The following is a 24,274-nucleotide window of genomic DNA, read 5'->3' as shown; positions in this document are numbered from 1 at the left end:
CCCATTGCGTTTCGTCCCTGTCTGATACTTGTTTTACCAACGTGCGAGTTGATCACAGGCTTTTGCAGGCACAGAAGCCACACACAATGTCCTCTGTGCCGCGGCGATATCAACGCTTCCTGTGCACAACTGGATACAAAATGATTCTAGGGCATATTGCCACTATTCACGAAGAGATATTCTGCTTGCGGGCCCTTTCTACACAGAAGTACAGAACACTTCATCACCGACGAGCACCCAAGTTAATGCGCTGCAAACACCACACCGACCTGCTCGGCATACCGCAACCATGCGGCCTTCAGGCGCTGCACTGTCTCTGGTCGGGCGGCAGCCAGGTCTGTGCTTTCGCCGCGGTCCTGCGCCACATCAAACAACTGCCATTGTGGCGGCTGCGCGTCGCCGCCAAACCCTGTTTGCGGGCGGATGCCCAACAGTTTCAGGTTTCCCTCCCGGTAATAAGCATTGCCGAACAGTTCACCGGCGAGGTTGTCCTGACTGTGCGGGCTACCCTCACCGGCGAGCATCAGCCGCATTGATTTACCTGTAATGGGGTGTTTGCTTACGTCTGTTCGCGCCTCGCTCGGCAAAGCGATTCCCGCCAGATCAAGGAAGGTTGGCGCCAGGTCATCAACCCGCGCTATACCACGCTCTACACCCTGACGCCGCAGTGTCTTGGGCAGCTGGATGATCGCCGGAACGCTAATGCCACCTTCGGCCGTGGTGCCTTTGAACAAATGGAACGGTGCGGCGCTGACCTCTGCCCAGCGCAATCCGTAGTCGATTTGGGACCCTGGCTGACCGAGGTTGGCGTAGCTGTTATCGGTGCGCGCCCCGGCCGGATAGAACTGCGTGTGGTTCTCGCCTGCCGCGCCGTTGTCCGACATAAATACGATCAACGTGTTGTCGTATTGCCCGCTGCGGCGCAGGTAATCCACTACTCGGCCAATGTTATGGTCGAGGTTATCGACCATGGCCGCGTAGATTTCCATCTTCCGCGCCTCAATGCGTTGCTGTTCCGGACTCAGCTGCTGCCAGCCTGGCAGTTTTGGATTCACCGGGAGCGGGTTCGCCGGCTGGGCGTCGTTCGCCATAAGACCAAGACTTTTCATCCGTTCGATACGCGCCAAACGTACGCTGTCATACCCCTGATCAAACCGCCCTTTGTACTTATCCCGGTATTCCTTGGGTGCCTGCAAGGGCCAGTGCGGGGAGGTGTAAGCAGCGTAGGCAAAAAACGGCTTGCCGTCCTTTTGGCTGTTCTGCAGGTAGCTGATCAGCTTGTCGGTGTAGAAGTCGGTGGAGTAGAAATTCTCCGGCACTTCCACCGCTTTGCCATTTTCGCGATAGTGCACCTGCTCGATTTTTGTCGGGTCGATGTTCGAGGGTTTGAAGTGCGCAGCCCCGCCCTCCAGCAGTGTAAAAGACTGCTCAAACCCGCGTTGATCCGGCCCCTGGTCCGCCTCCAGCCCCAGGTGCCATTTACCGACCATAAGGGTGTTGTAACCGCCCTCCTTCAGCAACTCGGCAATGGAGTAAGAACGTTGATTCAGGTAACCCTCATACCCCGGCTTACCCCGTTGAAACGGTTGCAAGGCTTCAGCCATGGTGCCAAGCCCGGCGAGATGGTTGTCGGTGCCCGACATCAGCATGGAACGCGTGATCGAACAGGTGGGTGCCGCGTACATGCTGGTGAACTGCAAGCCTTGATGGGCGAGTTCATCCAGCGTCGGTGTGTTGATTTCACCGCCAAAACTTCCCAGGTCGGAATACCCCAGGTCGTCGGCCAGAATCAGCAAGATATTCGGTTGCTTCGCATCAGCACTGGCCGCCATGGCCAGGCTGCTACCGAGTGTCAGTGCGCCCAACAATAACGTCAGGGGCATGCGCAAAAGAGGCATGTTTTCTCTCTTATTGTGTTTGATCGAAGACCATGGATTTTGATACGCGCCCGGCGCGGTGCTTATTCTTCGAATATCGCCACCGCCCGAACAAACCCAGCCGACGCGTGCTTGATCTTGTAAGGGAAACACGACACCACGAACCCGCTGGCCGGCAGCGCTTCAAGGTTGGCGAGCTTTTCCATTTGCCCATAACCGATATCGCGCCCGGCTTTGTGCCCCTCCCAAATAATGGAAGCATCGCCGTCAGCGGCAAAACGCTCGCGGGTGTACTTGAACGGTGCGTCCCAACTCCAGGCGTCGGTGCCCACGACACGCACCCCGCGCTCCAGCAAATACAAGGTGGCTTCACGGCCAATTCCGACGCCGGCATCGAGGTAACCCGGTTGACCAAATATCGCGCCGGCACGAGTGTTGATCAGCACGATGTCCAGCGGCTGCAACTCATGGCCAATTCTCGCCAGCTCGGCTTCGATTTCATCGGCGGTGACCACGTGCCCGTCCGCCATGTGCCGAAAGTCCAGTTTCACGCCCGGTTGCAGACACCAATCCAGCGGCAACTCGTCGATGCCAAACGCCGGCTGACCGCCATCAGTGGTCGAGGCGTAGTGCCAGGGCGCATCCATGTGCGTTCCGCTGTGGGTGGTGATGTGCAGCCGCTCCGCAGCCCAGGATTCGTTGCCTGGCATCTGATCGAGTTGCAACCCCGGGAACATTGCCGCCATCTCCGGCCAGCCTTGCTGGTGATCCATGTAATCAATTTTCGGCAACAACGGAGGTGGGTCCGTGTAGGGGTTGTTGTCGAGGGTGACCGAGAGGTCCACAAGACGACGTTTAGACTTGATGGGCTGCGACATGAATCGTATCTCCGCTGAGCGACAAGTGACGTGGGGTGGCGGGGTTAAGGGCATTACGGATGAGCGTGGCAGCGTTGCCGTCATGGCTGAAACCGGCGGCACGCGCCTGCGGGGTTTTCAAGGGCGGCATGCGCCCGAACAACGCTTCCAGCTGGATGTCGGCGTCATAGCTGATCAGGCTGCGACGTTCCTGGCCATAACTCGCCGCCAATGCGTCCACCACTTGGGCAATGGACAGATGCAGCACCGGCAACTGCCATACACGTTGCGACTCCCCTTCGCTGCTATTGAGTTCGGCAGCGTGAATCAGGTTGTTCACACAGCAGCGCGCCGACATCCACCACGCTGTTGCTTGCGCAGAGACCGGACAACGATAGGTGTCGCCCTCGGCAAATGCCCACAACAAATCGCTCATGAATGCCGAGCGCAAGCCATTGGGTTCACGCGGGCGGGCAACGATGCCCGGCAGACGCAGCACGCGGCCGTCGACTTCCCCACGCCGGGCGAGGTCGATAATCGCACTCTCGACCATGGCTTTGTGCGTGCCATAAGACAGTTGCGGACGCAGCTCGGCTTGCTCGTTCATTTTTTCCGGTAAATGGCCGCCGTACACCGCCACGCTGCTGGCGTACACCAGCACCGGCGGCAACGCTTTATTGCGCAATTGGTTGAGCAGTTCGAGGCTGGCCAACAGGTTGACCTGATATCCCAGTTCGTACTGCTCTTCGGCGGCGCCACCGGGGATACTGACCAGATGGAACACCACATCAATGCCGTCGGCCAACACCCGGCGCATCAAGGCCACATCGGTAATGCTGCCGTAATGACGGCGCAAACGCGGGTCCTCCGGCATTCCTTGCAGGCCGGTATCCAGCACCAACAATGCGTCGATGACGCGACTGCGCAAGCTGCCCCGCGCCAGCAGGCAACGCACCAATTCACGCCCCACAAAACCATTGGCACCGGTAATCAATACTCGCATGTGCCGCTCCTCAGTCCCGAGCCTGAACCACACGTTGATCGATTGCACCGAACAGCGACTGGCCGTCGCCGCCCTGAACATCCATGTGCACGCGGTCACCAAAGCGCATGAAGCCGGTTTGCGCCGTACCCTGCTCGATCATTTCAATCGCTCGACGCTCGGCGATGCAGGCCGAACCCACACTGCGTTCGGCGTTGGAAACCGTGCCGGAGCCGATCAACGTGCCCGCGCCCAACTTGCGAGTCAGGGCGGCATGGGCGATCAACTGGCCAAAACTGAAGTTCATCTGCCCGCCGTGCGGATGACCAAACCATTGGCCATTCCAGTGCACCTCCAGGGATAAATGCACGCGTCCGTCACGCCAGGCATCACCCAGTTCGTCCGGCGTGATGGCCAGCGGGGCGAAGCTGGATGAGGGTTTGGCCTGCAAAAATCCAAAGCCTGTGTGCATTTCCCGTGGGGCCAGGGCGCGCAAACTGACGTCATTGATTTGCAGAATCAGCTTGATGTGTTGCAGCGCCTGTTCGGCGGCGCACCCCATGGGCACGTCATCCACCAGCACCACAAACTCGCCTTCAAAGTCGATGCCCTGGCTTTCGCTTGGCAGCGCGATATCGTCGCGGGCGCCAATGAAATCGTCACCGGCGCCCTGGTACATCAGCGGTGTGTGTTCGACGCCGTCGATAGGATCAAGGTTGAACGCTTTCTGCATCAGCGCACCGTGGCTGAGGAACGCCGAGCCGTCGCACCACTGATAAGCACGCGGCAATGGCGCCATGGCCTGAGCGGGGTCAAAGGCAAAGGCATCCACCGCTTCGCCCGCATTCAGTTTGCTGGCAAGGGCCTGCAAGCGCGGCTCCACGCCACTCCAGTTCTCAATCGCCTGTTGCAAGGTGGGCGCCACGGAACCGGCATCCACGGCCCACGCCAGATCTCGCGAAACGACTACGAGCCTGCCATCACGACTACCGTTCTTCAGGGTGGCGAGTTTCATACCGATGCTCCTTGTTCACGGTTCAACTCGTCAGCGAAGCGCCCGTCGAGAAGGATGAAGACCATGCGCGCCATCGCTTCGGTGCGGTTGCTCCAGGCGTGGTTGGTGCCGCGTTGCACCACCACGTCACCGCGTTTGAGGTGCACTTCTTCCTCATCCAGCACCAGCCACACTTCACCCTCGGTGACGATGCCGTAGTCGAGGGTTTCGGTGCGGTGCATCAATTTATGCCGGGCGCTGCCCTGCCCGGTACCGGCGTGGACCTGGCCTATTTCAGCGAACACCGCCGCGGCGTTTTCATCGCTGACCTGGTTCTGAACGCTGTCCGGAGGAATATCCACCACACGAATGACGCTGCCCTGTGGTCCGGGGCTGAGTTGTAGAGGTTTGCTGCTCGGATCACTGGCGTTGTCGAGTAACGCCGGGCTGGTGCTGCTGTTCCACAGTTCATGGAACACCGTGCCCGGCACGGCCAGCAGCGGGAACACGTTCGGCGTCGGTCCGTTGCTGGCGACGATGGCCTGACCCTGTTGATCGTGACCGGTGACCACTCGTTTGAATTCAGGAAGCGCTTGCATGGAGAATCCTCGTTCAGTTTCCGTCGCCGATGGACGTGCCACCGACAACAATGTTCGCGTCGTCCAACAGACCGCCGAGTCGGGGCACGGCCAGACACAACACCGCCACTAACAGTTGCACCCCACCCACAATGGCCAAGGCACCCGGCAGCGCGGTGGCGTCACCATGGGTCATGCCCAGAACCACCAGGGGGCTGATAAATTCGCCGGCGAAGATGGCGGCGGTAAAACACCCCGCCGCCCGCCCGCGTTGATGGAAATTGACTTGCGCCATGATCCAGGTGATCAGCGTCGGCAGCATCAAGCCGATGCCGAGGCCGTTGATCGTCACAGCGACCACGACTTGCACATGGCTGAAGGCGTCAGACATCAACAACCCGCCGATGCCCGCCAGCACATAGGCGATCAGCAGCATGTGCTGCCCGCGCATCCCGCTGAACAATCGAAAACTCAGTGCACCGACGAGCACGCCCAGTTGATTGGCGCCCATAGTCATACCGATTTGTTGCGGGGCATCCACCTGCAGCAGGTTGAGCAGGTAACCGACCTGCACCGGCACGATAAACAGGCTTAAACCTGCCAACAGCGCCAGTACGTACATGGGTGTAAGCGCGCGCCATGGAAATTTGCCGGTCGGCACCGCCTGGGTTGCTTGCTGCGGCTGTGGGCGTGCCTGCGGCTCCCACAATTGCCAGGCCATCAGCGGCAGGAAAATCAAACCCACCGCGTACAATGCGAACGGCGTACGCCAGTCGTTCTGCCCGAGGAAGCCACCGAGTGCGATAAACACCGCCGCCGACAACGAGGTGGCGACCATCTGCAAGGCGAACAAACGTTCACGTTTGGCGCCGCTGTAATAGTCGCCCATCAGCGTGGTGCAGCAGGTCATGATGCCAGCCTCGGCCAATCCGATACCCGCACGGCTGAGCACGATCGCCTGCAGCGAGTCGAGCCAAAGCGGCAGCACGCCGCAGAGGACGTACAGCAACATACTGGCCAGTAGCAACGGTTTGCGCCCCAGCCTGTCGGCGATCAGCCCGGCGAACGGCGCCAGCAGCGCAATCACCAATGCCGGCAGGGTCAGCACGATGGGGACCAGCACGGCGCTGCCGGCCACATCGGCAAAATGCGCCTGCATCCGAGGCAACACCGGGGCGAGCAATACGGCGCCCAGCACCGGCAAACAGCTTCCCAGCAGCAACAACAGCGATTGCGGCAACCCGGCTTGTCGAGTGGGGTTTTCTACGAAGGAATTAGCGACCATGGCAGCGATCCTTGATGCGCAGGTGGTGAACGTTCGCAACAACCGGCGTGTCACCCACCGCCACGTTGAGCACATTTGCCGCTACAACCGCATCGGCCGCAGCGCTGCGTGCGGGTAACAGGAAGTACGCCAATGCCGGCAGCAACACCAAGGCACCGACCATGTTCCAGATGAACATGAAGGCCAGCAGCACACCCATGTCGGCCTGGAACTTGATGGGTGAAAACGTCCAGGTCGCCACGCCGATAGCCAGGGTAATACCGGTCAGCATCACAACCTTGCCGGTGGATACCAGCGCGCGGTAATACGCTTCGGACAAACTCGCCCCTTGGCGCAAATGCCCCAGCAGAATACTCATCACGTACAACGCATAGTCGACACCGATACCGACACCCAAGGCGATGACCGGCAGCGTGGCGACTTTGACCCCCATGTTCAGCCAGACCATCAATGCTTCGCAGAGGATGGACGTCAGCATCAGAGGAATGACCGCACAGAGCGTCGCGCGCCAGGAGCGGAAAGTGATCAGGCACAGCACAATCACCGCGCCGTAGACCCAGATGAGCATCTCGCGGTTGGCTTGTTTGACCACGATATTGGTCGCCGCTTCGATACCGGCGTTACCGGCCGCCAGAAGGAACTGCACCTCATCGGTATTATTCTCGGCGGCAAATTTTTCCACGTGGTCGACCAGCCGGGTCAGGGTCTCGGCCTTGTGGTCGGTGAGGTAGGCATACAAGGTCAACAGGCTGCAGTCTTCGTTGTACAACCCGCGCGGCGCACTGGCGGTGATCATGTTGAGCATCGCCTGGTTGTTCTGTAGCTCGTACCACTTCGGGTTGCCTTCACTGAGGCCTACCAGCATGCGACGGTTCAGCAACGCCAGCGAGTTGGTCGAATCCACACCCGGCAAAGCGCGTAGTTGCCAGTCCAGGGCGTCGACCTTGGCGAGGATGTCGTAGCGCGCACAACTGCTGGCCGGCGTTTTCACCATGACCGCAAACAGGTCACTGCTGGCACCGTAGTGACGAGTCAGAAAAGCATCGTCCTGGTTGTAGCGCGAGTCCGCACGCAGTTCCGGCGCACCGGCATCGAGGTCGCCGATTTTCAGTTGCAGGCTCACCAGGAAACCGACAACCGCCAACGCGAGGCTGATGGCGATGCACAGGCTGGCCCAGCGACGATGGGTGAACAGGTCAAGAAAGCGCCAGAACCCATGACGCACCTGACCAGATTGCTCGGCCTGTTCGCTCTTCAGGCTTAGTTGAGCCGCACGCGGTGAAACACCGACATAGGAGAGCAACACCGGCAGCAGGATCAAGTTGGTGAAGATCAACACCGCGACGCCAATGCTGGCGATCACTGCGAGGTCCTGGATGACCTGGATCTTGATCAGCATCAGCACCGCAAAACCCACGGCATCACACAGCAGCGCCGTCAGCCCGGCGAGGAACAAACGCCGAAAGGTGAAGCGTGCAGCCACCACCCGGTGCATGCCACGACCGATGTCTTGCATGATGCCGTTCATCTTCTGTGCGCCGTGGCTCATGCCAATGGCAAATACCAGAAACGGCACGAGCACTGAATACGGGTCCAGTTGGTAGTCCAGCAAGGGCAGCAAACCGAGTTGCCACACCACCGCGACCAGCGAGCACAACACCACCAGCACGGTGCTGCGCAGGCAACGGGTGTACCAATAAAGGACGGCGGTGGTGATCAGGATCGCGACGGCAAAGAACAGCAGGATCTGTTTCAGGCCGGCTATCAGGTCGCCGACTTTTTTCGCGAAACCGGTGATGTGAATGTCGATTTTTGCGCTTTGATGGGTGCTGCGCAGCGTCTCCAGCTGTTCGGACAGGACCGCGTAATCAAGCGCCTTGCCATCAGAAGTGGTTGCCAGCAACGGTACGTAAATGATGCTGGAAGTCTGGTCGAACGCCACCAACTGACCGAGTTCATTGGAGCGTTGCACATTGCGGCGCAGCGCATCGAGGTTGGCGGCGGTGCCGCTGTAGTCATCGGGTATCACCGGACCGCCATCAAGGCCGTCTTCGGTCACTGCGACCCAGCGGGTGGCGGGTGTCCATAGTGACTTCATGTAAGCCCGGTCGACACCCGGCAGCAAGTAGAGTTGGTCACTCATGGCCTGTAGGGTTTTCAGGTACTCGGCGTCGTAGATGCTGCCTTGTCGGTTGGCCACCACAATACGCAGGGCATTGCCTAAACCGGTGAGCTGTTTCTGGTGCTCTAGGTAGTTGGCAATGTACGGCTGTTGTGTGGGGATCATTTTTTCAAAACTGGCATTGAGCTCAATGCGGGTGGCTTGATAACCCAGGACCAGGGTTGTCAGCACACACACCAGCAGCACCCACAGGCGGTGATTGAACAGCGTACGTTCCACCACCGAACCGGAGCGTGGATCGAAATTCGCCAGACTTTGCGTGGCGTTGTCGAAAGACTTCATAACCTCACTCCGGAGCGGTAGCGATTGACGGCGAAACGCGCGTCAACCCAGTGAAACCCGCCAGCGTCAGGCTGCCATCGGCGGCCTGAATAACACTGGAAACGGGCTTGCCGAGCGGTTTGCCATAGGGTTGGAGCAACGCATCGGGTTGGCTGTTGGTGCGAAACAAGGCGCCGGTTTGATTGACCAGCAGCAACTGGCCGTCATCCGTGCGGATCGCATCGCTGAACGACACCGGCATCGACACGGGCGCTGGCTGGAAGCTCTCGCCCAGGTCGCGGGAGGAAAACGCATTGCCTTTCAGACCGGCCACCAGCAAGGTGCCGTCATCGCGCAATTGCAGGGTGAAAAAACTGCCTGTGTAGGGGCTTTCCAGCTGAGTGAATGACTTGCCGGCATCGTCCGAGCGAGCGAGATAACCCTGCTCGCCGGCCAAAAACCAGTGTTCACCCTGTTGAGCGATAGCGGATAAGTGCGCGCCCATCGGGTTGTCGATTTGCCCCATGATCGATTGCCAGGTGGTGCCGCCATCGTCAGTGTGAAAGGCCAAACCGTACGCCCCGACAATCACGCCATGTTGGTCATCCACGAACTGCAGGGCAAGAAACGGCTTGTCAGCACCCTCGCTGACATAACGTTCAGCCGTTTGCACACGTGCAGCGGCTGCATCCTGATCGTTGGCAGAAGGCAGTTGCGCGCTGGAGGCCGCCAGCTCAAGTTGCGCCGCACGCAGGCCATCCAGTTGCACGACCCAGTGTTCCCCCCCGTCGCGGGAGGCCAGGACGACACCGCCATGTCCCACGGCCCAGCCCGTGTTGGCGTCGACGAACTGCACCGCCGTAAGGCTAACCGAAACCGGCACGGCGACTTGGCGCCAGCTTGCGCCGTTGTCATCGGAGAGCAGCACGATGCCCCGCTCCCCCACCGCCACCAGACGTGAACCCGCCCGGGCCAGATCCAGCAGCACCGCGGACGTCGCTTGTGGCACCAGCATCGCCGGGGTGTTCAGTACCTCGCCCACCGCTGCGGCCTGCACCAGGCTCAACGGCATCGCCAGAGGCAACGCCATAAGCCACATCAGCCGACCAACCACCTGACAGATTCTGTTCATTACCGACCTCGAATAACCGTTAAAAACCGGATCGCGCTTTGCAAACCGCGATCCCGGCCTGACTCAGCGAACCCCGGCACCCGCCATCGCTGCTGGCGAAAACTCGGAAGCCTTGTAGCGATCCACCATGCCGTACTGCTCTGGCAAACCGGTGTAGACGTTCTGGATAAACCAGGCGCCTGAGGTCAGGTCATAAAAGCCCGAGGACAATTGCGCTTGTGCTGGCAGGTCCGGCAGGACTGCCGGCAACGACCACAAGGTTTTGGCCAACAGACCGTTGGCGTCCCAGCGGTCGCCCAGCATGGCTTGCCAGGTGTCTTCATCGAGGTAGTAGCGGCCCTTCGGCAACTGGTGACGTTTACCGGGCGCCAAGTCCGCCTCTACGACCCAGACCCGGTGCAATTCCCAACGCACGTAATCCGGGTTCATGTGGTGTGCGAGGAACAGGTCTTCAGGTTTGCTGGCGGTTTGCACCTTGTTGGTGTTGTAGGGGATGTACATCTCCTGCTTGCCCACCAGTTTCCAGTTGAAGCGGTCCATGCGGCCCTGGAATACGCTCAGCTCGTCGAACGACATCACTCCGGCAGTGGCGGGTGTCGGTGTATCGCAACAGGCATTCGGCAGCTTGCGCACCCGGCGTTGACCGGTCAGATAGACGTGCGCCTGGGACAGGTCGCCGTTGATGTTGGTACGGCCGAGGATCTGCTCGCCCGCGCGCAATGGCGGCCCGACGTTGAGCAGACGGAACAGCCAGTAGTCACCGGCAAACGACTCCGGCGAACCGTCCTGGTAGTAATACGGCATCTCCTGGATGGCCTTGCCGTCGGTGGTCATCACCTGCTTGCCATCGGCGGTCATCAGGTAATGACGAAAATGCATCGCCAATGAAGTACCGCGCCAGTTCAGCACATGGTTCCACATGGCTTCAGCGCCATTGCTTGGCACCGGGAACGGGATGCCGCCAAACGCGCCTTGCGGTACGGGACCGGCACTGCTGTCGACCAGTTTGGCGCGGGTGGCGTTTTTCAGGGTGTTGTCATACACCCACTGCGGCGCGGCGGCAGTGCGCCGGGTCGGGTAGACATCGATGCGGTAGGTGTCGGGGAAACGCTTGAACATTTCCTTGGTGCCATCGCTGAGTTTGCCGGCGTATTGCGCGAGATTTTTCGAGGTGATGCTGAACACCGGTTTGTCCGCGGCGAACGGATCGGAACGTTTTCCGCCTTCTTTATAGGAGGGATCGACCTTGGTGTAACCACCGTCCCAAGCGGGAATTGAACCATCAGCGTTGCCAGCACGCTCGGCACCGAAAGGCGTCAGGCTTTTCGACAGTTTCGCCGCGTCTTCAGCCGTCGCCGCCAGTGTTACTTGGCTGCCAATGGCCAGGCTGCCGAGCAGCGCGAAGCAAAGGGCTTTGAGCTTGAAGGCTCCGGTCTTTTTATTGTGGGTCATGCGCAAGTCCTCTTAAAACGTGGTCTTGACGGAGAAAGACAAGTAGTCCCGGTCTTTCAGCGATTGCTTCATGTTGAATTGGGTGGTCCCGTTGAGGTTGGTGTCCTCGGCGCCGTAGTAATGCGTGTAGGTCAGGCCTGCGGTAACGCGGTCCAGGTAGGTGGCGGTAATGCCGATGTTCATATCGCCGCCGTTGTCCGGGCCGAACGCGCTGATCACAGCGGATTTGCCTAGCGGGAAGTAGCTGACGCCGACCGGAATGCTGATATCGATGCCGGAGAAAAACTGGCGGTAGGTCGGGGTGTAAACCACCTTGAAGCCGAGACCGTCATCGGTGGCATTGGGGTCCAGGGCGGCACGGTTTTGAGTGACGTTAAGCAACCGGTTCCAAGCCATCTCGCCGACGAGTCCCGACTCATTGGCAATGAAGTTCGGCCCGAACGAGGCCAGTACGTTGAGGTTGACGTGAGCAGTACGGCCGATGGCGTACAGCGGGTCGTTATCGTTATTGGCTGCAACGCCAGGCAGGACGGTCTGGCCGTTGGAAACCAGTGGCATGTTCCAGCGCATCGAGGCTTCACCGGCGAAGCTGTATTCCTCGACGGTGGTGGAAAAACTCGCGCCCAGGGCCTGGATGTCTTCCGGGTACACCCAGTAGTACTCCCCGATTTGGCCGGTACTGAAGTTCGGCGCCCCCGTAGAAGGTTTGAGATACAGCTTCGGGGTTTTGTCGTGGTACTGGATCGCGTAAAGGCCGTATTCGACCGTCTCAGCGCTGTATTTCAACTGCAGGCCGCCCTGCCCCGAACTTTTTGCTTCCTTGTCATTGCCATGGAAGAACGCCGCAGGGCTGCTGGGATTGCCACCGAGGAACGCTGGGAAAGGAGCCCCCACGATCAAGCGTTCGTTGCCTTCACCGATGGTGTCGCTGGTGGAGAAATAACTGCCGGCACCCGGCAGACGCGTCTGTTCCCATTCCAGTTGGTAGAAGGCGCCAAGCGAAACGGCATCGGTCAGTTGAAAGGTCCCCGACAGTTGATTGACCGGACGGGTGATTTCCTTGAACTGGGTGTTGGGGACGGACTGCGCCTTGACCACGTCCACCGGCCCCATGCCACCGGCAATGCCGTTGGCACCGAAAAACAGGCTCTCGCCCCAGATCAACCCGTGGCGGCCAACCCGCAATGACGTGGCGTGATCGCCCAACTCGCCGTTCCAGTACACGAACGCATCAAGCAATTCGCCGTCACCGCCGTGCAAGTGGCGGGTGTCATCGGTGAATTCGTCATAGGCCACTGAACGTGCGTTGGCGCGTGACGGATCTGTGTTGTCGTTGTCCTGCTGATAGGCGGTGTCGTACCAGGCAGCGCCACTGAGGCGGGCGCCGACGTTTTTGAAGGACATATCCAGTTCGGAAAGGATGTCCGTGCGGTTGGAGATCAGGCCCTTTTTGAAAGCCCGATCACCATCGTCCTGATTGAGTGATACCTGCCCTTCAGTCAATTTGCTGCTGGGATTCTGGGCGCGCCATGCGGCGCTGTACTTGACCGTGTTATCCCAACGCAGGCTGAAATCCGGATTGCCGGTATCCACTTGGAAGGCATGGGCAGCCTGGCTGCACAGCACCAACGCCGCGGCCAAACTGAAACCAAAGGGTGCAGACATGCTGACCGGGCGACGCGCAAGCGTCGCAGTCGTGGAACTAACCATCGCGTTAACCTCTTGTTTTTATAGTGGTAACTGCTGTGGATGCGTTGGGTCAGATAGGCTCGGCGGTGCGTGCGAGCATCTGCTTGACCAAACCAATGCGGTCGAAGTCCCGGTCGTGCTGCATCTCTTTGTCGCCAGCCAGCACCGAGCTTTCGCTGATGAATTTGCAGCGCTCGAAACGGCGTTCCATGAAGCACTTGAGCTGTTGCTCAATACTGCCTTCACGGGTCAGCTCTTCACTGAGCACGATGGCATCTTCAATCGCCATGCCGGCCCCCTGGCCAAGGTGCGGCGTGGTGGCATGGGCCGCATCACCGATCAACAGAACGCGACCGCGATACCAAGGCTCGTCGACGAAAACCACTTCCATCGGCTTGTAAACCACCTGACTGCTGTCGGTGATTTGTTCACGCAGTTCGCCGATCAGGCCGGTAAAGCCTTGCAAGCGCTGACGCATTTGCTCGGCCATGGACGCAGGGTCCATCCAGGGATTGGTGGGTTCATGGGAGGTGAGGAACATGTACATCAGGTCGCCGGCCAACGGCACCAGCCCGGCATTGCCCTCGGCGCTCTGGTAGTTGGCGAGGTGATCGATGTGCGGATCGCGCGGGAAGTTGTAGCGCCACACCGCCTGGCCAGTGAACCTTGGTGTGTAAGTGTCGCCAAACAACAGGTCGCGAACTTTGGAGAACAATCCATCGGCACCCACCACCAGGTCGTAACCACCGCTGCTGCCATCGGTGAACAACACCTCAACGCTGTCGCCCAGGTCTTTCAGGGATTCAACACTGAGTCCTAGGCGTACGTTGGCGCCCAGTTCGAGGGCGGTTTCGCTGAGCACTTTATGCAGTGCCAAACGGGAAATGCCAACGTTCGCCGGATACGCAGGCCCTGCCAGTCGCTGACCCGGGATGCGCGCCAGTTGCTGGCCGGCCGGGCCATAGATGGCGACGTCTTCAAAGGCATACGCCGCATCAAGATAACCATCGAGCACGCCCAGCTTGGCCATCTCACGGACCACGTTGCTCTGCTGGATGATGCCGACGCCGTAAACCGTCCACTCTGACTTGAGCTCGATCAAATCGACTTCAATGCCTTTGCGCCGCAGTGCGATGGCCGCACACAAGCCGCCAATACCACCGCCCACGATCAGAACTTTGTTCACTGCACTCATGGCTTACTCACTTTTATTCTTGTGAATCGATGCAGCGTCGGGCGCTACGTCGTTAGGTCCAGATTCCCGTCAAAGCAGGGATTTGACTAATCGCGAGTAGGGATGCGATGTATCGCCAAACGCGATACCTCAACCGACCCGGACAACGCGGTAGACCCAGGCATTTCGAGCACCAGCCAGCCCTCCTCCAAACGCCATGGCAACGCGTCCAGACGCTGGCCCAGACACGGGCCGTAGACACATTCACCGGTGCTCGGGAGAAACTGCGCACCGTGGGCGTAACAGACGATCAACTGGCCGTCAGCCGACAAAAACCGGTCCTTGCGGTACTCCAGGCGCACGTCCAGATGCGGGCAGCTGTTGCGATAAATCCGCACCTGCCCCTCGTGCACCAGGGCAAAAACACTGTCCTTGCCGCGCTGCAACGGATCGAAACCGCGCGCCTGCCCTTCTGCCAACTCGTCCATCCGGCACAGGAAAAAATCGCTGTGGGTCATGGTCAACGCCCGCACTCAGCCGTGCTTGGGTGGCGGGCCGCCCGGTGCCCATTTTTCTTTCGAATTGAACAGGAACAACTGCGAGTTATCCGCCGACAGTGGCGCACGGCGGGCCTCCCAGGCGTCATCGTGCTTGTCCATGTCGGCGTCGTATTCGATGTGGCAGCCCAGCGGACTGTTGAAGTACCAGAACCAGTTGGAACCAAAGAGATGGCGGCCAGGACCCCAGAAACTGGTCCAGCCTTTTTGCTCGAAGCGCGTGCCCGCCAACAGCACTTCGGTGCCGCTGCCCATGTGGAAGGTGAAGTGTTCGCAGCCCTTCATGTGCGGTGGGGTCTGGATCATGAACAGGCAATGATGATCATCGGAACCCGCCGGGCGCATGAACGGCCCGGCGCCGATAAAGGTGTCTGTTGTCCGGAAGCCCAGGCGTTCGGCATAGAACGCTTCAGCCTTGGCTGCATCGGGAACGAAATACACCACGTGCGACAAGGTTCGCGGCGTGGCATTCATTTCCAGGGTGATGCCCGGCTGGTTAAGCGGACGCTGTGGCGCATGGCCGGCGGCGTTGGTCAGGTCGTCCGGCGCGTTATAGGACTTGCGGACAGTGACCTGAAAGGCGATTGCAAACCCCATGTCGTCGACACTGTGCACCACGCCGTTGTCGTCACGGCTGACCTGGCGATCTCGCGCCAATTCATCCTCGATAGCATCGAGATCAGCCGCGTTGGCGACGCCATAAACGGTTTCGCGAATCGACGGTGCCGGACCAATGGCCGCCGGCAAATCTGGATCGTCCGCTCGGCGAATAATCACGGCGGTGCCGTCCAGTGCTTCAAAACGCCCGCCGTTGCTGTCGACATCGACAGGGGCAAGGCCGTAATCACGCAAGCAATCGGTACAGGCTTGGATGTCATCGACGCCAAAGATCAGGGCATCAAGGCCAAGGATGTTCATGGCTACCACTCCATTGAAATTAGTATCCGGACGCGCCTGCCTCAGGCTCGATAGCCCATCAGCGACGCGGGATGTCCGGTGGTGGTGTCGGCAAGGGCGCCGACTGCTGCGAAGAGTGCCGGGCGGTTTGGCAGCTGACTAATCGTGTGTCGGGATGTGACCTATTAGAAAACGCGATACCTGAAAATCTCGGGTAACGGGTTTTTGGGGAGAGGAAAAGAAACAGCGGGAGGCTTGACGCGGTGATGTATTCATCCGAATGTATCGCAAAAATAAATACAAAACGGACATGCCTGATGCGTTTTAACCACCTGGATCTGAACCTGTTGGTCGCACTCGATGTGCTGCTCGAAGAACAGAACATCACCCGCGCCGCCGAACGCCTGCACATGACGCAGTCCGCCACCAGCGGTGTGTTGGGACGCCTGCGGACCTACTTCGAAGACGAACTGCTGGTGCAGGTCGGCCGCAAAATGCAACCCACGCCCTATGCCACGGAGCTCGCCACGCCGATCCGCGAAGTGCTGCTGACGATCAAGTCGTCGATTACCGCCAAGCCCGTGTTCGACCCCGCCACCAGCAAACGTCACTTTCGCCTGGTGACCTCGGATTACCTGATCAGCGTGCTGTTTGCCCAGGTGATTCAGAAGATCCATCAGGAAGCGCCCAACATCACCTTCGAGATGCTCGGCCCTAGCGACAACTCCGGTGAGTTGCTGATTCGCGGTGAGGTTGACCTGATGATCGTGCCTGAGCGGTACATCATCGACGGCCACCCCCACAAGCTGCTGTTCGAAGAGGACCACGTCTGCGTGGTGTGGGACGGCAATACCCAGGTCGGCGACAGCCTGACCCTGGAGCAATACATGGATATGGGCCATGTTTCCGTCGGTTTTGGTCGCAGCCGGCACTTGAGCATCGAAGAGTGGTTCATGAACCAGTATGGGTTCAACCGCCGTCTCGAGGTCATCACCAACGATTTCAACACCCTGCCGCAACTGGTCGTCGGCACCCAGCGCATCGCCACCATGCACCAGCGTCTGGCGCGGTTATACGCCGAGCATCTGCCGTTGCGCATCCTCAATCCACCGGTGAAAATCCCTGTCATGCGCGAGGTCATGCTCTGGCACCGCAGCGTCGAGGGCGACCCGATGCACCGCTGGCTGCGCGAACGCATCAGCGAATTTATCCAGCACCTGGAGAATCCTCCTATCGCCCGTCGCGATACCTCCCATCCCGAGTCACGATTGGCGCATTAGTCGGCGCGTCCTTAACGTGCCTTGTGAACGTCAAGGCAATCACAAGGACAACAACAATTATGTTCCGTTACTTTCCAACCAATTATGTGTGGAATCTTTCTGTCGACCTGGCCATCGAGATGGGCGCCCGCATGGGCGAAATCGAAGAGATGTGCGCGCCGTTGCAGGAAGCCGCCCAGCAACCCGACGCGGCTGGCACCAAAGCGTTCCGAGAAACCTGGGCGAAGATGGCCGACAAACTCTGTGGCCTGGCTGAGGAAGACGAAGGTAATGGTCGGCTGCTGTCCGCAGGCGAAAAGTACAACCGCGCCGCCACTTATTACCTCACCTGCGAACGTTTGCAGGCCCACGGCGCACCGGGCCGGACTGAGCTGTACCAGCGCTTTTTACAGACCTTCAAACGCGGCATCGAGTTGTCGCGCGAGAACTGCGAGCGCGTTGAAATCCCCTACGAGGGCAAACATATTTCCGGCCTGCTGGTGCGTGCCGAGGGTGTGACCGGTCCGGCTCCGATCCTGGTGCAGGTCAATGGACTGGATTCGACCAAGGAAATGAAATACCGCGTCGGCCTGCCGGCCTGGTTGGCGAAACGCGGTATTTCATCCTTGATCATCGACCAGCCTGGCACAGGTGAAGCGCTGCGCCTGCATAACCTGATTGCGCGTTTCGACAGCGAGCATTGGGCCAGCCGCGTGGTCGACTGGCTGGAAACCCGAAGCGACGTGGATGCCAAGCGTATTGGCCTGGAAGGCGTCTCTCTCGGCGGCTATTACTGCCCGCGTGCGGTGGCGTTTGAACCACGGTTTGCCTGCGGCGTGGTGTGGGGCGCAAACCATGACTGGCGCGATGTACAAAAACGTCGCCTGGAAAAAGAAGGCAGCTTCCCTGTACCGCACTATTGGGCGCACGTGTGCTGGGTGTGGGGTGCGAAAGATATGGATGAATTCATGGCCATCGCCGAAAACGTGCATCTGGATGGCGTACTCGATCGCATCAAGGTGCCGTTCCTGGTGACCCATGGCGAGAAGGACTCGCAGATTCCGCTGAAATGGGCGCAGCGTACTTATGAGCAACTGATCAACAGCCCGAAACGCGAGCTGAAGATCTTCACCGAACGCGAAGGTGGCGTGCAGCATTCCAGCTTCGATAACAGCATCAACGCCGGTCACTACATCGCTGACTGGGTTGCCGAAACGCTGGGTGGCCACACCGCTTAACAGGTTTCGCGAAGCATAAAAAACGCCGGATAACCCTAGGGTTTCCGGCGTTTTTTTTGTTGACGGGCAAACGAATTCAGTTGGGTGCGCGTGTGCCATGGAACGAGCTGATCTGCCAGCCTTCGCAACTCGCGATACTCGCCCCTTGAGGTCACTCTTCGCCGCGAAAGCCCCGACGCCGCTGACGTAGCGCAGCTATTGATGCCATCAATACGCGCGCATTGATGCAAGTTGCTGGTGGTGACCATGGTCGCGCCCTAGCCTCGCTTTGCATAACAATCAGCAAAGTGAATACCCCATGAACGCCCTGCACCTGAGATGCCAAACCCTGTTTGACGGTACTGGCCTGGAAACCCGTCAACAACAAACCCTGGTCGTGGAAAACGGTCTGCTGTCGTATGTCGGCCCAACGGCCCTGGCGCCGCAACCACAACCGGGACACACCGTTGTGGACGCCGGCGATAACTTTGTCATGCCGGGCCTGGTGGATGTGCATACCCATCTGGCCTTCGGCAACGCGCAAAGCGAAGAAGACATCGATATCTGGACCAGTGACGAGTTCCGCGCGCTGCGGGGCATGTTCTTCGCCCAACATGTGCTGGCTGCCGGCGTGACCAGCATGGTTTGCCCGGGCGATAGCGGCCAGCTCAGCATCGCTGTGCGCAATGCAATCGCCGCCGGTTTGTTCGAGGGCCCGCGCATTGCCGCGAGCAGCCGGGTCATTACCAATCGGCAGAGCCTCAATGACTGGTTCCCAAGCCGCGTGGGTGCGCCGGAATATTTCACCGCGCGCCTGGTCACCAGCCGCAGCGAAGCATTGGCGGAAATCCGCAAACAGGCCAAGGATGGCGTCGACCTGATCAAGATCGCCATGGACGGCACCCACCGCCGCCCGAATGGCGAAATCATCGCCGCCTTCACCGCTGAAGAAACCTGGGAAATGGTTGAAGAGGCGCATCGCCTGGGCTGCAAAGTGGCGACTCACGCCTATGGCCGCGAAGCGGTGATGTACGCCGCCCGCGCAGGCGTGGATCTGGTGTTTCATGCCTTTTATATGGACGATGCGTGCATTGAAGCCTTGCTCGAAGCGGGCACCATCCTCGCGCCGACCATGACGTTCCCTCAAAACACCGTGGACTTCTGCCAACCCCACGATCCGGCCATCAGTACCGGCTACGCCGGCTACTGCGCACGCACCCTGGAAGTGGGTTCGGCCGTGCTCAAACGGGCCAAGGCTGCAGGCGTGCCTTTCGCGTGTGGCAGCGACAGCGGTTTTGCGGTGACGCCTTACGGCGAGTGGCACGCTCGTGAGTTGGAACTGTTGGTCACCCGTCTGGGCTTCACTCCGGCAGAAGCGTTGTATGCCGCCACGGCTGTCGGCGCACGCTGCATGCCGCGTGGCGAGACCCTCGGCTCCCTCGAAGTGGGCAAGCAAGCGGACTTCCTGTTGCTCGACGGTTCACCGTTGCACGACATCCGCATTCTGCAAGACCGCTCGCGCCTTAAAGCCGTGTACAAGGCCGGCCAGCCCGTGCGGATGGAGCGCAGCCCCTACAACCCAAAACAGGTGTCTGATTTCAACTCGCTGAAATGGACAGACCTTTACACCCGCGACCGTGTTGCCCAATTGGGCAAGTGGGCTCAATGAGGACCAGCACCATGCAGCAACTCGACCTATTGACCGCCACCCACATCGCCAGCAGCGCTATCCGCATCGCCCGAGAAACCGGGGTTAAACCCTTGGCCGTCGCCGTGCTGGATGCCGCCGGTCATCCGCTGGCCGTCTTGCGCGATGAACTCGCCAGTTTTCTTCGGCCACAAATCGCCACCGGCAAGGCCCGTGGCTGTCTGGGAATGGGTTTTGGTGGGCGCGAACTGGCGCGGCGCGCTCAAGCGATGCCGGCGTTTTTCGACGCCATAAACAGCCTGACTGGCGGCGAGGTTATTCCCGTCGCCGGCGGAGTGTTGATTCGCAATGTTGAGGGGCTGGTTCTCGGGGCCATTGGTATCAGCGGCGACACTTCGGACAATGACGAACGATGCGCTTTACAAGCTATCGACCAGGTTGGACTGGTGGCGGATAACGGCGATCAGCTGCCCTGCTGATCAAGCAACGCGGCCTGTTCCAGCAAGAGGCCGCGAAACCACAGCATGGCCGGGTCATGGTCTTGATACGGATGCCATTGCAACACCTGAACGGCCTCGGGAAAAGCCAGCGGTGTTGGGTGAATACGCAGTGGATAATGCTGAGCGAAACGCTGCGCCTGTCGACGAAATACGGTGGCGATTCGCGCGGTACCGACGATATATTCGGGCATCAACACGAAGCTTTCAAGGGCCACCGCCACTCGCCGTTGAACACCCAGCTCATGCAGGTGCACGGCATCCATCGCCAAATTCCGGCCATCGGCAAACTCGCGGACCACGTGCTCCGCGTCGCAATAGTTGGCCAGGCTCAAACCGTCGGCGAACGGCGATTGCCGAGCGCAGACAATGCAACAGAGCTGATCACTCATGAGCGGTAGGTGGGGATAAGCCGGATTCACCCTGCGCTGCGGCACAATCACGCAATCACTGCGACGATAATCGAGCGCTTCACTGACCACATCACCGTCACGCGGTACAGGCAAGTCCCGCAGGCTCAAGCGTACGCCGGGCGCGACACGGGCCAATTCAAGACTGACCGCTGGCATCAGCACGCTGGCCACGTAATCGGAAGCCACCAACTTGAAATGCCGAGTGCAATGGGCCGGTTCAAAATTGACCGGCGCATCAACAATCTCCCGCGTCAGTGCCAGCGCTTGACGTACTTTGGGCAACAACTCCAAACCCAATGCCGTGGGTTCCAGGCGTCGTCCTACCTGAACCAGCAACGGGTCATTGAAATGCTCACGCAAACGCCCGAGCGCCGAACTGGTTGCCGACTGGCCCAGGCACAAACGTTCGGCGGCCCTGCTGACGCTGCATTCGCTCAACAAGGCATCCAGGGCCACCAGCAGGTTCAGGTCAAGACGTCGATAACGCATGCAGTATCCATTTTAGTTTGGAAGAGTGAGCGATCATCACTGATGGATACTCAATCGACAGGGTCGCGTTGAAACGCTCCAACCGCTTCACCAAGGCTGACACTCAGGCGCTGCAAGTTGCCATTAGCCAATTCCAACCGAGCACACTCCTCGGCATTTTGCTCTACCACCGAGTCAACCTGACCAAGGGCTGCATCGACTCGGCAGACGATGTCGTGTTGAGTCGCTGCGGCGTGGGCAATGCTTTTCCCGGTGTGTTCAACACGCGAAATGGCCTCGGTAATTGCATCCAGAACCAGGCTCGCGCGCACTGTCAAATCAACGCCTTCGGCGGTCAGACGCTGACTGTCGCAAAGACTGGCGGCGGTCTCGCCAGTCACCTCTGCGAGACGTCGTATCATGCTGTCGATCTCGCCAGTCGACGCTCGCGTTCGACTGGCGAGCGCCCTCACTTCGTCCGCCACCACAGCAAATCCGCGTCCATGTTCTCCGGCGCGTGCGGCTTCGATGGCCGCATTCAAGGCCAGTAGATTCGTCTGTTCGGCGATGGCGCTGATCACGTCCAGCACACGGGTAATAGCCTGGCTCTCGGTTTGCAGCAATTGCATGGAACTCGCACTGCTGGTCATTTCCAGCGACAGCCGCTGCAGGCTTTGACTCGCCTGTCGTACCAGATCGTCCCCCTGATGGATCAGCTCGCAGGCTTCGCCCAAGGTTACCTGGCTGCCTCCGACTTGCTGGTTGACCTGCGCAGCGGCTTGGGTCATATGCTGCATTGCCTCAACCACCTCAGCGGTTTGTTCGCGCTGTGCACGCACACCCTGCCCTGTGCGCTGAACCATTGCACCCAACGTGGCGGCGGCAGAATCAAGCTGCTGCACATCGCTGCCGATCCGCCCCACAAGACTGCGCAGCGCCTGCAACATCAGATCGATAGCGCGGCTGAGCTGGCCCAATTCATCTTGCCGACCGAGCCGCGCGGGACGATCTTTCAGATCACCTGCGGCCACACGTTGCGCCAGATCCAGCATCAACTTCAGGGGGGAAACAATAGAGCGTCGGATCACAAAGCACGCACCGATACTAAGCATCACTGCCAGTAGCACCATTGCTGCAAGTTGCAGGTCCAGACGTTGGCGGAGTAATTCATAAGATTTCGCGGCCCTAAGGCGCTCGTCTTCCAACAGCGCCGTCACTTTCTCTGCCGAGATCGACATGCTCACCTGTTGCGCCATGGCCTGCTCACCGCTGACGGCATAAGCCAAAAATGCCTCACGATATTCGGTCAACGCTCCGCTGGCCTCATCCAGTGCACGACGACGATCCCCGTCGAGTTGCGAATTCAGGCTGCTTAACGCGGTACCCAGTTCATTTACTCGGTTGACCCAGTCGTCCCGGTAACGCTGCTGCGGATCCAGGGAAAAATACAGCTCGCTGTCGCGTAGATTGGCCAAGCGTTCGCGTAACGAAGCCGCCTCCTCCAACTGCTGCATTGACTGCGTGTCAGGCAGGTTATGCTGCTCAAGGTCCAGATTGATAGCGTCCAGTTGGTCGAGGAACACTTCGCTGAAACGCTGCCCCGTCGTTTCAGCCAGCACTTGCATACGCATCCTCGCCCGTAACGCCTGCTGGCGGGCCTCAGCATATGCTTGAAATGCCTTCAGGTAACGGTCGGATGAGTCCGCGAGTGTGCGCCCGAAGTCTTCGCCCAAACTTGCAAGCGGCGAACCGATTTGAAGCTGACGAAGAGAGTCCTCGACCTGCCTGGCCGTCTCCAGTGACGGCTGCAAACCGAAATCCTTCTCTGCAACTCGCGCTTGGGCGAGGTTAGCTTTCTGGCGATCCAGCACGCGTAACTGTGTGGCGCTCGATTGCGTTACCTGCACTGAATACCAAGCGGTGAATGCCATGCCCATCGTGCAGATCAGCACTAGACCGAAGCCGAGCGACAACTTTCCGCCAACGCTGAGGCGGCTGAGCACGGAACGAATAACCATCGAACGAGCCTTCTTTTATTGTTTTGTTGGCAATATCACCTGCAACCTCCGGCCGGGAATGTTGGCTCGAACCGTTGCTCGTCACCTGGCGGGATAGACCGAGCGACGGGCACAGGTTGCCGGGACGCAGCGATGCGGACTAATCGCTTGTTGGGATGTGACCTATCGGAAAACGCGATATCTGAAATGTATGCGAGTGGTCAGGGGTGATTCGGCATGAAGAGGCGTGGTGTCACGAAGCGACACCACTTAAAGGAAAGGCGTTCAAGCGTAGATTCAAGCGTCTACCGGATCGTAATCGTTCACGTTGGAGACCTGGGCATGCATGCGGCCCAACAACTCGATAAGGGTGTCCACTTCTTTGGCAGAGAGCCCGCTGAGCAGCCGCCGCTCGCGTTCCAGTGCAACCTTCAACACTCGACCATGCAGCGCTTTTCCGCTCTCAGTCAGGCTGACGGTGTAGCGCCGCGCATCCTTTGAATCAACCTGGCTGCAAATGTGCCCTGCAGCTTCCAGCGTCTGCAATGAACGGCTGACCGCGCTCTTGTCGAGACCGATCGTCTGACAAATTCGATTGGCGGTGATGTCATTTTCCACGGCGAGCATCGAGAGCATTCGCCACTCGACCACACCTATGCCGAAATGCTTGCGATAGCACTGCGATGCGCCCGCAGAGAGCTTATTGGACAGAAAATTCAACAGCGCAGGGACATAACGCGACAGGTTCAGCTGAGACTCTACGGACATTGAGCGAACACCTTGGATCGGCGGGTCTTAGAATATTGGTTGACACCGCAACTAAATAATCGGAGGATTTCTCTACCGAACGTCACGGGT

General features: G+C 59.3%; 20 protein-coding genes and 1 pseudogene. 4 read left to right on the top strand and 17 right to left on the bottom strand.

The window, feature by feature from the left end:
* Positions 1-242: 242 nt before the first annotated feature.
* From J2Y56_RS01365 to J2Y56_RS01305, 13 genes are all read right to left on the bottom strand, one after another.
* Positions 243-1,898 carry an arylsulfatase gene (locus tag J2Y56_RS01365; protein ID WP_007949088.1) on the bottom strand — a complete coding sequence of 552 codons (1,656 nt, stop codon included), beginning with the start codon at positions 1,896-1,898 and terminating at the stop codon, positions 243-245.
* Between the two features lie 62 nt (positions 1,899-1,960).
* A complete protein-coding gene (locus J2Y56_RS01360) occupies positions 1,961-2,755 on the bottom strand; it encodes a cyclase family protein (protein WP_007949089.1) in 795 nt (264 codons plus the stop codon).
* Positions 2,733-3,737, bottom strand: coding sequence for an NAD-dependent epimerase/dehydratase family protein (locus J2Y56_RS01355; protein WP_007949090.1), 1,005 nt, complete (start codon positions 3,735-3,737; stop codon positions 2,733-2,735). The genes J2Y56_RS01360 and J2Y56_RS01355 overlap by 23 nt, the downstream gene beginning before the upstream one ends.
* 10 nt (positions 3,738-3,747) lie before the next feature.
* Positions 3,748-4,731, bottom strand: coding sequence for a fumarylacetoacetate hydrolase family protein (locus J2Y56_RS01350; RefSeq protein ID WP_310348103.1), 984 nt, complete (start codon positions 4,729-4,731; stop codon positions 3,748-3,750).
* Positions 4,728-5,309, bottom strand: a complete 582-nt coding sequence (locus J2Y56_RS01345) for a cupin domain-containing protein (RefSeq protein ID WP_310348100.1) — start codon at positions 5,307-5,309, stop codon at positions 4,728-4,730. The genes J2Y56_RS01350 and J2Y56_RS01345 overlap by 4 nt, the downstream gene beginning before the upstream one ends.
* A 13-nt stretch (positions 5,310-5,322) precedes the next feature.
* Positions 5,323-6,573, bottom strand: coding sequence for an MFS transporter (locus J2Y56_RS01340; RefSeq protein ID WP_310348098.1), 1,251 nt, complete (start codon positions 6,571-6,573; stop codon positions 5,323-5,325).
* A complete protein-coding gene (locus J2Y56_RS01335; RefSeq protein ID WP_310348096.1) occupies positions 6,563-9,037 on the bottom strand; it encodes an MMPL family transporter in 2,475 nt (824 codons plus the stop codon). Before J2Y56_RS01335 ends, J2Y56_RS01340 begins: the two co-directional genes overlap by 11 nt.
* 4 nt (positions 9,038-9,041) lie before the next feature.
* Positions 9,042-10,148: a YCF48-related protein gene (locus J2Y56_RS01330; protein WP_310348094.1), complete on the bottom strand. Its 1,107-nt coding sequence runs from the start codon at positions 10,146-10,148 to the stop codon at positions 9,042-9,044.
* Between the two features lie 63 nt (positions 10,149-10,211).
* Positions 10,212-11,600: a DUF1329 domain-containing protein gene (locus tag J2Y56_RS01325; protein ID WP_007949096.1), complete on the bottom strand. Its 1,389-nt coding sequence runs from the start codon at positions 11,598-11,600 to the stop codon at positions 10,212-10,214.
* Positions 11,601-11,612: 12 nt separating this feature from the next.
* On the bottom strand, positions 11,613-13,310 hold the full coding sequence (locus tag J2Y56_RS01320) for a DUF1302 domain-containing protein (RefSeq protein ID WP_310348092.1): 1,698 nt from the start codon (positions 13,308-13,310) through the stop codon (positions 11,613-11,615).
* Between the two features lie 49 nt (positions 13,311-13,359).
* Positions 13,360-14,484, bottom strand: a complete 1,125-nt coding sequence (locus J2Y56_RS01315) for an FAD-dependent oxidoreductase (RefSeq protein ID WP_150779882.1) — start codon at positions 14,482-14,484, stop codon at positions 13,360-13,362.
* Positions 14,485-14,570: 86 nt separating this feature from the next.
* On the bottom strand, positions 14,571-14,981 hold the full coding sequence (locus tag J2Y56_RS01310; RefSeq protein WP_310348088.1) for a Rieske (2Fe-2S) protein: 411 nt from the start codon (positions 14,979-14,981) through the stop codon (positions 14,571-14,573).
* A gap of 15 nt (positions 14,982-14,996) precedes the next feature.
* The gene (locus tag J2Y56_RS01305) at positions 14,997-15,938 is read right to left on the bottom strand and encodes a VOC family protein (protein ID WP_310348086.1); all 942 of its coding nucleotides are present in this window, start codon (positions 15,936-15,938) and stop codon (positions 14,997-14,999) included.
* 296 nt (positions 15,939-16,234) lie between these two features.
* Between J2Y56_RS01305 and J2Y56_RS01300 the strand changes: the two genes are divergently transcribed.
* The 4 genes from J2Y56_RS01300 (at position 16,235) to J2Y56_RS01285 (ending at position 20,520) form a co-directional block, all read left to right on the top strand.
* Positions 16,235-17,197: a LysR family transcriptional regulator gene (locus J2Y56_RS01300; protein WP_310348083.1), complete on the top strand. Its 963-nt coding sequence runs from the start codon at positions 16,235-16,237 to the stop codon at positions 17,195-17,197.
* A gap of 59 nt (positions 17,198-17,256) precedes the next feature.
* Positions 17,257-18,414, top strand: coding sequence for a prolyl oligopeptidase family serine peptidase (locus tag J2Y56_RS01295; RefSeq protein ID WP_310348079.1), 1,158 nt, complete (start codon positions 17,257-17,259; stop codon positions 18,412-18,414).
* 298 nt (positions 18,415-18,712) lie between these two features.
* On the top strand, positions 18,713-20,062 hold the full coding sequence (locus J2Y56_RS01290; protein WP_310348076.1) for an amidohydrolase family protein: 1,350 nt from the start codon (positions 18,713-18,715) through the stop codon (positions 20,060-20,062).
* 11 nt (positions 20,063-20,073) lie between these two features.
* The gene (locus J2Y56_RS01285) at positions 20,074-20,520 is read left to right on the top strand and encodes a heme-binding protein (RefSeq protein ID WP_007949104.1); all 447 of its coding nucleotides are present in this window, start codon (positions 20,074-20,076) and stop codon (positions 20,518-20,520) included.
* On the opposite strand, the gene J2Y56_RS01280 is transcribed toward J2Y56_RS01285, so the two are convergent.
* The 4 genes and pseudogenes from J2Y56_RS01280 to J2Y56_RS01270 form a co-directional block, all read right to left on the bottom strand.
* Positions 20,505-21,440, bottom strand: a complete 936-nt coding sequence (locus J2Y56_RS01280) for a LysR family transcriptional regulator (protein WP_310348073.1) — start codon at positions 21,438-21,440, stop codon at positions 20,505-20,507. The two genes, J2Y56_RS01285 and J2Y56_RS01280, sit on opposite strands and share 16 nt — an antisense overlap.
* Before the next feature lie 50 nt (positions 21,441-21,490).
* Positions 21,491-22,282: a methyl-accepting chemotaxis protein gene (locus tag J2Y56_RS28385; protein WP_405046833.1), complete on the bottom strand. Its 792-nt coding sequence runs from the start codon at positions 22,280-22,282 to the stop codon at positions 21,491-21,493.
* A gap of 78 nt (positions 22,283-22,360) precedes the next feature.
* Positions 22,361-22,531, bottom strand: a pseudogene (locus J2Y56_RS28380) (HAMP domain-containing protein); the annotation flags it as partial.
* Positions 22,532-23,713: 1,182 nt separating this feature from the next.
* Positions 23,714-24,184 carry a MarR family winged helix-turn-helix transcriptional regulator gene (locus J2Y56_RS01270; protein WP_150779877.1) on the bottom strand — a complete coding sequence of 157 codons (471 nt, stop codon included), beginning with the start codon at positions 24,182-24,184 and terminating at the stop codon, positions 23,714-23,716.
* Positions 24,185-24,274 lie beyond the last annotated feature (90 nt).

It is taken from the genome of Pseudomonas sp. BE134, from assembly GCF_031456105.1.
Lineage (GTDB): Bacteria > Pseudomonadota > Gammaproteobacteria > Pseudomonadales > Pseudomonadaceae > Aquipseudomonas.
Note: the sequence above shows the minus strand (reverse complement) of the source record. Positions and strands in the feature narration are given on the sequence as shown.